This is a genomic window from Zestomonas carbonaria (assembly GCF_904061905.1).
Lineage (GTDB): Bacteria > Pseudomonadota > Gammaproteobacteria > Pseudomonadales > Pseudomonadaceae > Aquipseudomonas > Aquipseudomonas carbonaria.
On sequence record NZ_CAJFCI010000073.1, the window covers coordinates 16,524 to 29,591 of the forward strand.

The window sequence follows — 13,068 nt, forward strand, 5'->3', positions numbered from 1 at the left end:
CATTCCCGGATTGCATCCGGGCCAGGGTGAGGGGCGGACTCGTCAGCCCACCCCCTGGCTCAACGGAAACAGCAGGTCGATGAACCGTTCGGCGGTCGGCTGCGGCTCGTGGTTGGCCAGGCCGGCGCGTTCGTTGGCCTCGATGAACACGTAGTCCGGCTGGTCGGGCGCCGGGACCAGCAGGTCGACGCCGACCACCGGGATGTCCAGCGCCCGTGCGGCGGTGATCGCCGCCTCGGCCAGCGCCGGGTGGAGGATCGCGGTGACGTCCTCCAGGCTGCCGCCGGTGTGCAGGTTGGCGGTGCGCCGCACGGCCAGGCGTTCGCCGGCGGGCAGCACGCTGTCGTAGTCATGGCCGGCGACCCGCAGGGTGCGCTGGGTCTCGGCGTCCAGCGGGATGCGGCTTTCACCCCCGGTGGCGGCCTGCCGGCGGCGGCTCAGCGCCTCGATCAGCGCGCCGACGCTGTGGTGGCCGTCGCCGACGATCTCCGGCGGCCGACGCAGCGCCGCGGCGACCACTTCGAAGCCGATCACCACGATGCGCAGGTCAGCGCCGTCGTGGCAGCTTTCCAGCAGCACCCGGCTGTCGAAGCGGCTGGCCCGCTCGATGGCGGCCTGCATTTCCTCCTCGGTGCGCAGGTCGACGGCCACTCCCTGGCCCTGTTCGCCATCCACCGGCTTGACCACCACGCGGCGGTGCTCGGCGAGGAACGCCGCGTTTTCCTCCGCCGTGCCGGCCAGCCGCTGGGCCGGCAGCTTGAGCCCGGCGCGCGCCAGGGTGCGGTGGGTGAGGCGCTTGTCCTGGCAGAGGGTCATGCTCACCGCGCTGGTCAGGTCCGACAGCGATTCCCGGCAACGCAGGCGGCGGCCGCCGTGGCTGAGGGTGAAGATGCCGCCCTCGGCGTCGTCGATCTGCACCTCGATGCCGCGCCGGCGCGCCTCGTCGATGATGATCCGCGCGTAGGGGTTGAGCTCGGCTTCCGGGCCGGGACCGAGGAACAGCACCTCGTTGATGACGTTCTTGCGCTTGACCGCGAAGGTCGGCAGTTCGCGGAAGCCGAGCTTGGCGTACAGCGCCTTGGCCTGGCGGTTGTCGTGCATCACCGAGAGGTCGAGGTAGGCGAGGCCGCGCCCCATGAAGTGCTCGACCAGATGGCGCACCAGCACCTCTCCGACGCCCGGCCGCGTGCATTGCGGATCGACCGCCAGGCACCACAGGCTGCTGCCGGCCTCGGGATCGTTGAACGCCTTGCGGTGGTCGAGGCCCATCACGCTGCCGATCACCGCGCCGCTGTCCTCGTCCTCGGCCAGCCAGTACACCGGCCCGCCTTCGGGGCGCGGGGTCAGCAGCTCCGGGTTGACCGGCAGCATGCCGCGGGCCTGGTACAGGCAGTTGATCGCCTGCCAGTCGCTGTCCTGGTGTGCGCGGCGGATGCGGAAGCCGCGGAAAGTGCGGGCCGCCGTGCGGTAGTCGCTGAACCACAGGCGCAGGGTGTCCGATGGGTCGAGGAACAGTTGTTGCGGCGCGTAGGACAGCACCTTCTGCGGCGAAGCGACGTACAGGGCGATATCACGCTCGCCGTGCTGCTCGTTGAGCAGTTCGGCGGCCAGGCTGCGCGAATCGGGGAAGGTGTGGCCGACCAGCAGGCGGCCCCAGCCGCAATGCAGGGCCACCGGTTCGTCGGGTTGCGCGGAGCCCCCTTCCGCGAAGCGGGCCTGCAGGCGGGCGTAGGAGGGCGTCTGGCCGCGCAGCAGGCGTTGGCTGATCTGATGATGGGCACGCATCAGTGGACTCCTTGTTCGCTGAGCCACAGGTTGAGGGCGGCGAGCTGCCACAGCTTGGAGCCGCGCAGCGGAGTGAGCTGGCCATGCGGGTCGCTGAGCAGGCGGTCGAGCATGGCCGGGTCGAACAACCCGCGATCCTGGCTGGGGTCGAGCAGCAGGTCGCGCACCCAGTCGAGGGTGGCGCCTTCCAGGTGCTTGAGGCCGGGCACCGGGAAGTAGCCTTTCGGACGGTCGATCACTTCGTGGGGAATGACCTGCCGGGCCGCTTCCTTGAGCACCTGCTTGCCGCCGTCAGGCAGCTTGAAGCGTGCCGGGATGCGCGCCGAAAGCTCCGCCAGGCGGTAGTCGAGGAACGGCGTGCGTGCTTCCAGGCCCCAGGCCATGGTCATGTTGTCGACCCGTTTTACCGGGTCGTCGACCAGCATCACCGTGCTGTCCAGGCGCAGCGCCTTGTCCACCGCCGCTGAGGCGCCGGGGCGGGCGAAGTGCTCGCGGACGAACTCGCCGGCGTGGTCGTCGGTGAGCCAGGCCGGCTGCACGCAGGCGGCGTAGTCGTCGTGGCCGCGGTCGAAGAAGGCCGCGCGATAGGCGGCGAAGGCATCCTCGGCGCCATCGACCTGCGGATACCAGTGATAGCCGGCGAACAGTTCGTCGGCGCCCTGGCCGCTCTGCACCACCTTGCAGTGCTTCGAGACTTCCCGCGACAGCAGGTAGAAGGCGATGCAGTCGTGGCTGACCATCGGCTCGCTCATGGCCCGGAAGGCCGCCGGCAACTGCTCGATGATCTCGCTCTCGGCGATGCGTAGCTGGTGGTGGCGGGTGGCGTAGTGGTTGGCGATCAGGTCCGAATAGCGGAACTCGTCGCCGCGCTCGCCGCCGGCATCCTGGAAGCCGATGGAGAAGGTCGACAGGTGCTCGACGCCGACCTCGCGCAGCAGGCCGACCAGCAGGCTGGAATCCACCCCGCCGGACAGCAGCACGCCGACCTCCACCGCCGCGCGCTGGCGGATCGCCACGGCTTCGCGCAGGCTGTCGAGGGTCATGTCGCGCCAGTCTTCCAGGCCGAACTGGCGTTCGTTTTCGCGCGGGCCGTAGGTCAGTTCCCACCAGGTGTGCTGCTCGCGGCGGCCCTGGGCGTCGATGCGTATCCAGGTGGCCGGCGGCAGCTTCTCGACGCCGGCGAGAATGGTGCGCGGCGCCGGCACCACGGAGTGGAAGTTCAGGTAGAAGTTGAGCGCCACCGGGTCGAGCCGGGTGTCGATGCCGCCGCCGGCCAGCAGCGCCGGCAGGCTGGAGGCGAAGCGCAGGCGCTCGCCGGTCTGCGACAGGTACAGCGGCTTCACGCCGAGACGGTCGCGGGCGATGAACAGGGTCTGGGTGTCGCGCTCCCAGATGGCGAAGGCGAACATGCCGTTGAGTTTCGGCAGCAGCTCGGCGCCCCAGGCGTGGTAGCCCTTGAGCAACACCTCGGTGTCGCCGTCGGAGTGGAAGCGGTAGCCGAGTTCCTGCAGTTCGGCGCGCAGCTCGGGGTAGTTGTAGATGGCGCCGTTGAAGGCCAGGGCGAGGCCGTGATCGCTGTCGATCATCGGCTGCGCCGAGGCATCGGACAACTCCATGATCTTCAGCCGGCGATGGCCCAGGGCAACCGGGCCCTGGCTGTGGAAGCCCCAGGCGTCGGGTCCGCGTGGGGCCATGTGGTGGGTGATTTTTTCAAGAGTGGCCAGGTCGGCCGGTTGATGGTCGAAGCGTATTTCTCCAGCGATTCCGCACATAGTTCCTTACCGGTTTTGCCGTTGGGGAGGCTGACACCATAACAGTCTCAGGTTGTTTGGGACCCCCATAAGTCGGGAACGTTTAGATCAATCCGTTATAAGTCTACGGATTGCCACAGGCCCGGTTGGCCGGCACGGCGATGTCCATCAGCCTGGGATTGGGCATCTTCAGATTGGCCATCAACTCGGCGTAGGCCTCGGCGCCCGGTACTTGCAGGCGTGGATTGTGCGTTGCCTCTTCGGCGATGCTGGAGCGGGTCCAGCCCTTGTAGTCGTGGCCGGGCCATACCTCCGTGTCGCCGGGCAGGGCCAGCAGGCGTTGCAGGCTGGCCCACTGGGCGTGGGCGTCGCCGTTCTGGAAGTCGGTGCGGCCGGTGCCGCGGATCAGCAGGGTGTCGCCGGAGAACAGCTTCGCCGGTTCCCGGTCGCTGCCTGGCAGCAGGAAGCAGTAGGAATCGTCGGTGTGCCCCGGCGTGTACCAGGCGACCAGTTCGCGTCCGCCGAAGGCCAGGCGCTGGTCTTCGGCGAAGGTGAAGCTGGCGCAGGCGCTGCCGCTCTGCGCGCCGATGCCGGCGCGGCAGCCGGTGGCATCGCGCAGGTCGCCAAGGGCGGTGATGTGGTCGGCGTGGGTGTGGGTGTCCAGCGCCAGCAGCAGGCTCAGGTCCAGTTCGCGGAGCAGCCGCAGGTAGTCGTCCAGCTTGTCCTTGACCGGATCGATCAACAACGCCTCGCCCCGGTCGGCGAGCAGGTAGGTGTAGGTCGAACTGGTGCTGTCGAAGAGTTGGCGGAACAACATGTCGAATCCCTCCCAGGCTCTGCGGAGCCTAGAGTAGTTTCTGCCCGGCCAGCGTCAGGCTGGTGGCCGCCAGCAGCAGGGCGAAGATACGTTGCAGCAGCGGGCCGCCGAGGCGTAGCGCCAACTGGTTGCCGAGCAGCACACCGAGCGCGCCACCGGCTGCCAGGCCGCCGAGCAGTGATGGCGAAGGGTGCGCATGGCTCAGGTAGAGCAGGAAGCCGCCGCCGGAAACCAGGGCGATCACCGCCATCGAGGTGGCCACCGCCGCGAGCATCGACAGCGGGGTGAACCACAGTAGCGCCGGTACGACCAGGAAACCGCCGCCGACACCCATCAGTCCCGACATTACGCCGACGCCCAGGCCGATGGCGAGCAGTGGCAGGCTGCGCAGCGGCCCGCCGCCTGCACGCGGCAGCTCGGCGCTGCGCCACAGGCGCCATGCCGACCACAGCACCAGGATGCAGAACGCCACCAGCAGCGCGGCCTCGGGGACGAAGCGTCCCAGCCACTGGCCGAAGGCGTTGCCGGGCAGGCCGGCGAGGCTGAGCAGCAGCACCGGTAGCCAGGCCACCTGGCCCTGGCGGGCGCGTGGAATGGCGCCGACCAGGGCGGTGAGGGCCACCGCGCCGAGACTGACGCCGATGGCATCGCGCAGCGGCAGGTGCAGGCTGAGCAGCAGCGGCAGGGCAACCAGCGAACCGCCGGCGCCGGTGAGGCCGAGCAGCAGGCCGAGCAGTGAACCAATGCCGAGGGCTTCGAGGAGCAGCAGCGACATCAGCGGTTCCAGGGCATGCGCGCCAGCAGCAGGGCCAGGCCGCAGGTGCCGCTGAGGCCGGCGAAGGTCAAGCCGGCGCCGACGAAGGCGGCGAGGCCGTACCAGCCGGGGTGCAGCCAGGTGCCGAGGATCACGCCGAGCAACACCAGGCTGCCGGCGGCGATCTGTACCTGGCGCTGCAACTCGATCACGCCGCCACCGCTGCCTTCGCCCGGCAACCCGCAGGCCAGGCAAGCCTCGGTGCCACCCTCGATCACCTGTACGCCCGGTAACAGGCTGTGCAGGCGTTCGGCGGCCTGGCGGGCGCGCTGGCCCTTCTGGCAGACCAGGTACAGCTCGTCGCCGGCTTGCAGGCCCTCGGCGCGGAGCTGGGCGACCAGCCGCGCCGGATCGAGGCGATCCAGGGGTTCGTTGCGGGCGCCGGCAACGTGCCCGGCACGGAATTCCGCCGGGCTGCGCACGTCGATCAGGAAGCGCACGTGGCCCTCCTGGCGGGCGGTGGCGAAGCGCGGGGCGTCGATCAGGCGGATGTCGTCGTTCATCTTCGGGTACTCCCTGGGAGTATCAGGTGTATTTGGTGAAGATCGCCCGGACCCGGGCGAGGGTTTCGGCGTCGTCGCGCTCGGGGTCCATCACGGTCTCTTCCAGCAGGCATGCCAGCAGTTCCTGGTAGGCTCGGTCCAGCGCCTTGCGAGCGGCGGAGAACTGCTGGGCGATGGCTTCGCAGTCCTCGCCACGGCGGATCATCGACTGGATGCCGCGAATCTGCCCCTCGACGCGGGCCAGGCGCTTGAGCATGGCGTCCTGGCGTTCGGGTGTGGGGCCGCTCATCGCACTGCCTTCGCGGGAGTGGTGGGAGGTACCACGGTTTCTGTGGATAACGGGATGTGCATGGCTGGGTACTCCTTGGAGTATATACCCTGGGGAGTATAGTTTCGGGATCGAGCGCTTGTCACCCGCGACTGGTTGTCGCGGCATGGCTCGCGTATCGATGTGTCGGTCGCTCCGCTACTGGCCGCGAATGAGCTGGCGCAGGATGAAGCGATTGGGGTGGCAGGCTTCGGCCACGTCGCGCGGCAGGGGCAGCGGTTCGTCGTCGAGCCAGGCGGCCAGCAGTTCGCCGGACAGCGGCGCGGTGATCAGCCCGCGCGAGCCGTGGCCACTGTTGATGTACAGGCCGTCGAGCCAGGGGCAGGGCGTGTCCGGCACCTGGCGGGCGTCCTTGCCGAGCACCGCGTAGGCCTCGGCGAAGGCGGCCGTGTCGGCGAGCGGGCCGACGATAGGTAGGTAGTCCGGGCTGGTGCAGCGGAACGCGGCGCGGCCCTCCAGTCGTTCGGCATCGAGTTGGCCGACCTGCAGGCGCTCGGCCAGGTCGGTGGAGATTTCCTCCAGCAGGGCGAGGTTGCCACGGTGCTCGGCGGCGGTCGGCGCGAGGTCGTCGCTGGTGAAGTCGAAGCTGGCGCCGAGGGTATGTTCGCCGTTGCGCACCGGGGCCACGTAGCCTTCGGCGCAGACCACGCTGCGCAGCGCCACGGAGGTTCCGGTCTGCGGCAGGCGGGTGATCTGCCCACGGATGCGCTTCAGCGGCAGCTCGGTGGTCTGGGCGAAGCGGCGTACCTCGGCGGCGCCGGCGAGTATCGCCACCGGCGCTTCGGCGAGCAGCCGTTCGCCGTCCAGGGCCTGCCAGCGGTCGCCGTCTCGGCGCAGCTCCAGCGCTTCCTGGTGGGGCAGCAGGCGGATGTTCGGATGCCTCGCCAGCAACCGGCACAGCGCCGGCGGATGTACCCAGCCGGCCTCGGGGAAGAACAGTCCGCCGCTGGCCAGACCGATGCCGGCCAGGGTTTCGGCTTCGTCGCGTTCGACCGGGCGCAGCAGGTCGGCGGGGAAAGCGGCAGCCAGCTTGGCCTGACGCCCGGCTTCCTTGGCGTCGAAGGCCAGTTGCAGCACGCCGCAGGCATCCCAGTCGCGGCCGCGCTCCAGGCGTTCGAGCAGCCGGCGGGTATGGCCGAATCCGCTGACGATCAGCCGCGACAGCGCGGTGCCATGGGCCGACAGCTTGAGGTAGAGCACGCCCTGCGGGTTGCCGGAGGCCTCTTCGGCCAGCCCGGCGTGGCGTTCCAGCAGGCTCACCTGCCAGCCGCGCGCGGCCAGGCTGGCGGCCGTGGCGCAACCGGCCAGCCCGGCGCCGATCACCAGCGCTTCGCGGCGGGCCGGCATATAGGTCGGACGGGCGAACCAGGGCTTGCCGGCCGCTGCGGGAGCTCCGGTGAAGCGCCCGCGCATCACTTCCCACTTCTTGCCGGTGCCCTTGACCCGCTGCATGTCGAAGCCGACGGCGATCAGGCCCCGGCGCACGAAGCCGGCGCTGGTGAACGTGCCCAAGGTGGCGCCGGGCGCCGACAGCCGGGCCAGTTCGGCGAACAGCGCGTCGTTCCACATCTGCGGGTTCTTGGACGGGGCGAAACCGTCGAGGAACCAGGCGTCGATGCGTGCGTCGAGCTGCGGCAGGCGCTCCAGGGCATCGCCGACCAGCAGCGTCAGCACTACCCGGCCAGCGTCCAGCACCAGGCGCTGGAAGCCGGGGTGGATGGCCCGGTACTGGGCCAGCAGCCGCTCCGAGTAGGGCGCCAGGTGCGGCCAGAGGGCCAGGGCGCGTTCGAGGTCGGCATGGGTCAGCGGGTATTTCTCGACGCTGACGAAATGCAGCCGCGCCCCGGCCGGCGCGGTCCGCTCGAACAGCTCCCAGGCGCACAGGAAGTTCATCCCGGTACCGAAACCGGTCTCGCCGATCACCAGCCGTCCACCGTCCGGCAGCGCGGCGAAGCGCTCGGCCAGGTCGTTGCCCGCGAGGAACACATGACGGGTTTCCTCCAGGCCGTCGAGGCTGGAGAAATACACGTCGTCGAACAGGCGCGAGCGCGGCAGGCCCTGTTCGTCCCAATCGATGCGGGCGTGGCTGAAGGTGTCGGATGGTGTATCGGGCATGGCTGGTCTCGTGGGCAGGAGGCGCATTCTAGCCGATCCGTGCAGCGGTCTGATCCACGGGGGGAGCAGTGGTTTGTTCATTGGTTCCCCGCGTGCGCGGGGATGACGGGTGATAGCCCGTAGCCCGGATGAAATCCGGGGCAACCGGCAATGAATTTCTCCGAACCACTCCCTGTAGGAGCGGCCCATGGCCGCGAATCGCGGGCATGGCCCGCTACATCCCGTTACGCTCTCTTGCGATATCCCCCGTCATTCCCGTGAGCGCGGGATGGTGCCTGCGCTGAACGCCCTCCGGGCGGCCCGAAGGGCGAGCGGAGCGACTAACCCAGTGAACAGGCAGCTCCATGAGGCTCTACCCCGCGCAGTCCTCAGCCATCTCCGCTAGGCTGAACGGATTCAGTCAGGGAGCGTTGTTATGTTCGAATCAGCGGAAATCGGCCACTCCATCGATAAGGAAACCTACGAGGCGGCGGTCAGTGAGTTGCGTGAGGCGTTGCTGGATGCGCAGTTCGAGCTGAAGCAGCAGGCGCGTTTTCCCGTGCTCATCCTCATCAATGGCATCGAGGGGGCGGGGAAGGGGGAGACGGTCAAGCTGCTCAACGAGTGGATGGACCCGCGCCTGATCCAGGTGGAGAGTTTCCTGCTGCCCACCGACGAGGAGCTGTCGCGGCCGCCGCAGTGGCGCTACTGGCGCCGGCTGCCGCCGAAGGGCAAGACCGGCATCTTCTTCGGCAACTGGTACAGCCAGGTGCTCGTCAACCGGGCGCTCGGCAGTATGAAGCTGAGCGAGCTGGAGCAGGCCGTCGACGAGGTGGCGCGTACCGAGAAGATGCTCAGCGACGAGGGCGCGCTGATCCTCAAGTTCTGGTTCCACCTCTCGAAGAAGCAGCTCAAGAAGCGCCTCAAGGAACTGCGGGACGATCCGCAGCGCAGTTGGCAGATCAACGTGCTGGACTGGCAGCAGGCCAAGGTCTACGACAAGATCGTCAGCAGCGCCGAACTGGTCCTGCGGCGGACCAACCGCGACTATGCGCCCTGGTACGTGATCGAGGGCGTTGACCCGCGCTATCGCAGCCTGAGCGTCGGGCGCATCCTGCTCGAAAGCCTGCAGGCCGCGCTCAAGGTGGACAACGGGCGCGAGGTCAATCCGCATGCCGCGCCGCTGACTTCCAGCCTGGACAACCGGGGCCTGCTCGACAGCCTCGACCTGAGCCTCAGCCTGAGCAAGGACGCCTACAAGAAGCAACTGGCCGACGAGCAGATGCGCCTGAACCGGCTGGTCCGCGACAAGCGCTTCCGCCGCCATGCGCTGATGGCGGTGTTCGAGGGCAACGACGCGGCGGGCAAGGGTGGCGCCATCCGCCGGGTGACCGGAGCGCTCGATCCGCGCCAGTACCATATCGTGCCGATCGCCGCGCCGACCGAGGAAGAGCGCGCGCAGCCCTACCTGTGGCGCTTCTGGCGGTACGCGCCGGGCAGGCGCCAGTTCACCATCTTCGATCGTTCCTGGTATGGCCGGGTGCTGGTGGAGCGGGTCGAGGGCTTCTGCTCCGAGGCCGACTGGATGCGCGCCTACAGCGAGATCAACGACTTCGAGGAGCAGTTGCACAACCACGGCGTGGTGGTGGTGAAGTTCTGGCTGTCGATCGACAAGGAAACCCAGTACCAGCGCTTCAAGGAGCGCGAGCAGGTGCCCTTCAAACGCTACAAGATCACCGAGGAGGACTGGCGTAACCGCGACAAGTGGGACCAGTACGTGGACGCGGTGGGCGACATGGTGGACCGCACCAGCACGGTGGTCGCGCCCTGGACGCTGGTCGAGGCCAACGACAAGCGCTACGCCCGGGTCAAGGTGCTGCGCACCATCAACGATGCGCTGGAGGCGGCCTTCGCGCGCGACTGAGCGGGGAGCGGATGGAGCCGCATACGCGTGGTGAATGATCGTCGAAGCCGATAAGTCGCTGGGCTTATTCTCGTCGCCGATTTCCAACCATCGGCTCCAAATGACAACAACGAGGTGTGCCATGCGTGAAGTGGTTATAGTCGACAGCGTACGGACCGGCCTGGCCAAGTCCTTTCGCGGCAAGTTCAACCTGACCCGTCCCGACGACATGGCGGCGCACTGCGTCAACGCCCTGCTGGCCCGCAACAACCTGGACCCGGCGCTGGTCGACGACTGCATCGTCGGCGCCGGTTCCAACGAGGGCGCCCAGGGCCACAACATCGGCCGCAACGTCGCGGTGCTGTCGGGGCTGGGCATCGGCGTGTCGGGCATGACCCTCAACCGCTACTGCTCGTCCGGCCTGCAGGCCATCGCCATCGCCGCCAACCAGGTGGCTTCCGGCTGCAGCGACGTGATCGTCGCTGGCGGGGTGGAGTCCATCACCCTGACCATGAAGAGCATCAACAAGGACAATCTCGTCAACCCGCGCCTGCAACTGGAACACCCCGGCATCTACTACCCGATGGGGCAGACCGCCGAGATCGTTGCCCGTCGCTACAACGTCACCCGCGAGCAGCAGGACCTGTACGCCCTGCAAAGCCAGCAGCGCACCGCGCGCGCCCAGGCCGAGGGCCTGTTCGACGACGAAATCGCGCCGATGAACGTGAAGTACCAGGTCGAGGACAAGGCCACCGGCGAGCAGAAGATTCTCGAAGGCGTGGTCGACCGCGACGACTGCAACCGTCCGGACACCACCATCGAAAGCCTCAACGGCCTGAAGCCGGTGTTCGCCGAGGATGGCTCGGTGACCGCCGGCAACGCCTCGCAGCTCTCCGACGGCGCCTCCATGACCCTGGTGATGACCTTGGAGAAAGCGCTGGAGCTGGGCCTCAAGCCCAAGGCGTTCTTCCGTGGCTTCACCGTCGCCGGCTGCGAGCCGGACGAGATGGGCATCGGCCCGGTGTTCTCGGTGCCCAAGCTGCTCAAGGCCCGGGGCCTGAAGGTCGACGACATCGACCTGTGGGAACTCAACGAGGCTTTCGCTTCGCAGTGCCTGTACTGCCGCGATCGCCTGGAGATCGACAACGAGAAGTACAACGTCAACGGCGGCTCGATCTCCATCGGCCACCCGTTCGGCATGACCGGCTCGCGCCAGGTCGGCCACCTGGTCCGCGAACTGCAGCGGCGCAACCTGCGTTATGGCGTCGTGACCATGTGCGTGGGCGGCGGCATGGGCGCTACCGGGTTGTTCGAAGCCGTGCGCTGATTTTTTCGGCTCCAACAAGAAACCGCGCTTAGGCGCGGTTTCTTTTTTTGGAGGGGAGCAGGTTTTTGGATCGCCAGCAAGCTGGCTCCTACAGAGTGGCTGAGTCGGGTCATGGAGCAGGTCTGATAGATCGCTCCCTCACCCTAGCCCTCTCCCTCAGGGAGAGGGCTAGGGTGAGGGGCGGAGTTGATCTACTTGCACCCAGCCACACGCCCACTCCGTAGGGTGGGCTTCAGCCCACCAATACAAACACAGACACCAACCTAGAAACTCCGACTCTCCAGCAAGCCGTTCGCCTGGCGCTGGCGCAGGATGTAGCGCTGGATTTCCCGCTCCGCGTCCACTCGGGTGAAGTAGGGGCCTTCCAGGGTGCCCTCGCGGGTGGAGAAGAAGTACTGCCCGTTGACCGAGCTCACCCGGTCGCTACGGTAGTACGTGTCCGGGCCGAAGTCGGCCTCACGCTGTCCGTACATGGCTTTACCCCGTACTGAAAATCTTCATTCATGTGTTGCAGTCTAACGGGGCTGTATCGGGTCGCCGGGCTGGGCGACAAGTGGTTGATTTTTCCCGTTTTATTCCGGTTTTTCGGCGGTTTTTACGTAAATTTGGCGCCGGTTTCGTGGCGAGTCGGCCGTGGACCGGTACAGTTGCCTGGGGCGCGGGGCGGGAACTGTCCCTGTGCCGGTCTCCGGGCCCCGCCTAGAATGCCCTTTTCCCGGCTTTTGCCGGACCTGCCTTGTCGAGACCCACCATGCACATCTCTTCCGGCCGTTGGCTCTACGGCCTGTTCCTTGCCCTGGTCACCGCCGTGCTCTGGGGCATCCTGCCGATCAAGCTCAAGGAAGTCCTGCAGGTCATGGACCCGGTGACCGTGACCTGGTACCGCCTGCTGGTGGCCGGCTCGATCCTGCTCGGCTACCTGGCGGCGAGCCGGCGTTTGCCCAGTCTCTCCGCGCTCGGCCGCAACGGGCGCTGGTTGCTGCTGCTGGCCGTCGCCGGGCTGACCGGCAACTACGTGCTCTACCTGTTCGGCCTGAACATGCTCAGCCCCGGCACCACGCAACTGGTGATCCAGGTCGCGCCGGTGCTGTTCCTGATCAGCAGCCTGTTCGTGTTCCGCGAGCGCTTCAGCATCGGCCAGGGCATCGGCCTGGCGGTGATGCTGGGTGGCTTCGCGCTGTTCTTCAACCAGCGCCTGGGCGAACTGCTCACGTCGCTGACGACCTACACCGCCGGCGTGCTGGTGGTGCTGGCGGCGGCCTTCGTGTGGACCTTCTACGGGCTGGCGCAGAAGCAGTTGCTGACGGTGTGGAACTCGGTGCAGGTCATGATGGTGATCTACCTGGCCTGCGCCGCGCTGCTGACGCCCTGGGCGCACCCGTTGCAGGTGTTCGAGCTGAGCCCCCTGCAAGGCTGGCTGCTGCTGGCCTGCTGCCTGAACACCCTGGTCGCCTACGGCGCCTTCGCCGAGGCATTGGCGCACTGGGAAGCCTCGCGGGTCAGCGCGACCCTGGCGATCACGCCGCTGGTGACCTTCGCCTCGGTGGCGCTGGCCGCCAGCCTGTGGCCCGATCACGTGCTGCCGGAGCAGGTCAATCTCCTGGCCTATGGCGGCGCGGTGCTGGTGGTGTTCGGTTCGGCGTTCGTCGCCATCGGCCCGTCGCTGCTGAACGGCTACCGGGCACGCAGGGCGCGTTGGATGGCGCAGCGCCAGTAGGATGGATGACGACCCATCGCTGGACGATG

The 13,068-nt window shown here is 67.8% G+C and carries 11 protein-coding genes; 3 read left to right on the forward strand and 8 right to left on the reverse strand.

Translation table 11 applies throughout. The features are described from left to right. Positions 1-42 precede the first annotated feature (42 nt). From ngg to mnmC, 7 genes are all read right to left on the reverse strand, one after another. Entirely contained in the window at positions 43-1,785 is a 1,743-nt protein-coding gene (gene ngg, locus PSEWESI4_RS18080; protein ID WP_187672618.1) for an N-acetylglutaminylglutamine synthetase, read from the reverse strand. Next, positions 1,785-3,557, reverse strand: a complete 1,773-nt coding sequence (locus PSEWESI4_RS18085) for an N-acetylglutaminylglutamine amidotransferase (RefSeq protein ID WP_187672619.1) — start codon at positions 3,555-3,557, stop codon at positions 1,785-1,787. The genes ngg and PSEWESI4_RS18085 overlap by 1 nt, the downstream gene beginning before the upstream one ends. Before the next feature lie 103 nt (positions 3,558-3,660). Next, complete coding sequence (locus tag PSEWESI4_RS18090; protein WP_187672620.1) at positions 3,661-4,353, reverse strand: MBL fold metallo-hydrolase; 693 nt, start codon at positions 4,351-4,353, stop codon at positions 3,661-3,663. A 28-nt stretch (positions 4,354-4,381) separates the two neighbouring features. Beyond that, positions 4,382-5,128, reverse strand: coding sequence for a sulfite exporter TauE/SafE family protein (locus tag PSEWESI4_RS18095; protein ID WP_187672621.1), 747 nt, complete (start codon positions 5,126-5,128; stop codon positions 4,382-4,384). Further along, positions 5,128-5,670: a rhodanese-like domain-containing protein gene (locus tag PSEWESI4_RS18100; RefSeq protein ID WP_187672622.1), complete on the reverse strand. Its 543-nt coding sequence runs from the start codon at positions 5,668-5,670 to the stop codon at positions 5,128-5,130. Before PSEWESI4_RS18100 ends, PSEWESI4_RS18095 begins: the two co-directional genes overlap by 1 nt. 22 nt (positions 5,671-5,692) lie before the next feature. Further along, a complete protein-coding gene (locus tag PSEWESI4_RS18105; RefSeq protein ID WP_187672623.1) occupies positions 5,693-5,959 on the reverse strand; it encodes a metal-sensing transcriptional repressor in 267 nt (88 codons plus the stop codon). 177 nt (positions 5,960-6,136) lie between these two features. Continuing rightward, the gene (gene mnmC, locus PSEWESI4_RS18110) at positions 6,137-8,113 is read right to left on the reverse strand and encodes a bifunctional tRNA (5-methylaminomethyl-2-thiouridine)(34)-methyltransferase MnmD/FAD-dependent 5-carboxymethylaminomethyl-2-thiouridine(34) oxidoreductase MnmC (protein WP_187672624.1); all 1,977 of its coding nucleotides are present in this window, start codon (positions 8,111-8,113) and stop codon (positions 6,137-6,139) included. Positions 8,114-8,528: 415 nt separating this feature from the next. On the opposite strand from mnmC, the gene pap reads away from it, so the two are divergent. Both pap and PSEWESI4_RS18120 read left to right on the forward strand, forming a co-directional pair. After that, the gene (gene pap / locus PSEWESI4_RS18115) at positions 8,529-10,016 is read left to right on the forward strand and encodes a polyphosphate:AMP phosphotransferase (protein WP_187672625.1); all 1,488 of its coding nucleotides are present in this window, start codon (positions 8,529-8,531) and stop codon (positions 10,014-10,016) included. Between the two features lie 121 nt (positions 10,017-10,137). Then, positions 10,138-11,322, forward strand: coding sequence for a thiolase family protein (locus PSEWESI4_RS18120; protein WP_187672626.1), 1,185 nt, complete (start codon positions 10,138-10,140; stop codon positions 11,320-11,322). A gap of 263 nt (positions 11,323-11,585) precedes the next feature. On the opposite strand, the gene PSEWESI4_RS18125 is transcribed toward PSEWESI4_RS18120, so the two are convergent. Then, positions 11,586-11,795 (reverse strand): DUF6316 family protein, encoded by a 210-nt coding sequence (locus tag PSEWESI4_RS18125; protein ID WP_187672627.1) that lies wholly within the window; start codon positions 11,793-11,795, stop codon positions 11,586-11,588. A 278-nt stretch (positions 11,796-12,073) separates the two neighbouring features. Between PSEWESI4_RS18125 and PSEWESI4_RS18130 the strand changes: the two genes are divergently transcribed. Further along, on the forward strand, positions 12,074-13,039 hold the full coding sequence (locus PSEWESI4_RS18130; RefSeq protein WP_187672628.1) for a DMT family transporter: 966 nt from the start codon (positions 12,074-12,076) through the stop codon (positions 13,037-13,039). Positions 13,040-13,068 lie beyond the last annotated feature (29 nt).

Excerpts from the sequence above, each read along its gene's own strand:
- PSEWESI4_RS18090 (WP_187672620.1), bottom strand. The coding sequence starts at position 4,353 with ATGTTGTTCCGCCAACTCTTCGACAGCACCAGTTCGACCTACACCTAC.
- PSEWESI4_RS18105 (WP_187672623.1), bottom strand. The coding sequence starts at position 5,959 with ATGAGCGGCCCCACACCCGAACGCCAGGACGCCATGCTCAAGCGCCTG.
- PSEWESI4_RS18095 (WP_187672621.1), bottom strand. The coding sequence starts at position 5,128 with ATGTCGCTGCTGCTCCTCGAAGCCCTCGGCATTGGTTCACTGCTCGGC.
- PSEWESI4_RS18085 (WP_187672619.1), bottom strand. The coding sequence starts at position 3,557 with ATGTGCGGAATCGCTGGAGAAATACGCTTCGACCATCAACCGGCCGAC.
- PSEWESI4_RS18125 (WP_187672627.1), bottom strand. The coding sequence starts at position 11,795 with ATGTACGGACAGCGTGAGGCCGACTTCGGCCCGGACACGTACTACCGT.
- mnmC (WP_187672624.1), bottom strand. The coding sequence starts at position 8,113 with ATGCCCGATACACCATCCGACACCTTCAGCCACGCCCGCATCGATTGG.
- PSEWESI4_RS18120 (WP_187672626.1), top strand. The coding sequence starts at position 10,138 with ATGCGTGAAGTGGTTATAGTCGACAGCGTACGGACCGGCCTGGCCAAG.
- pap (WP_187672625.1), top strand. The coding sequence starts at position 8,529 with ATGTTCGAATCAGCGGAAATCGGCCACTCCATCGATAAGGAAACCTAC.
- ngg (WP_187672618.1), bottom strand. The coding sequence starts at position 1,785 with ATGCGTGCCCATCATCAGATCAGCCAACGCCTGCTGCGCGGCCAGACG.
- PSEWESI4_RS18100 (WP_187672622.1), bottom strand. The coding sequence starts at position 5,670 with ATGAACGACGACATCCGCCTGATCGACGCCCCGCGCTTCGCCACCGCC.
- PSEWESI4_RS18130 (WP_187672628.1), top strand. The coding sequence starts at position 12,074 with ATGCACATCTCTTCCGGCCGTTGGCTCTACGGCCTGTTCCTTGCCCTG.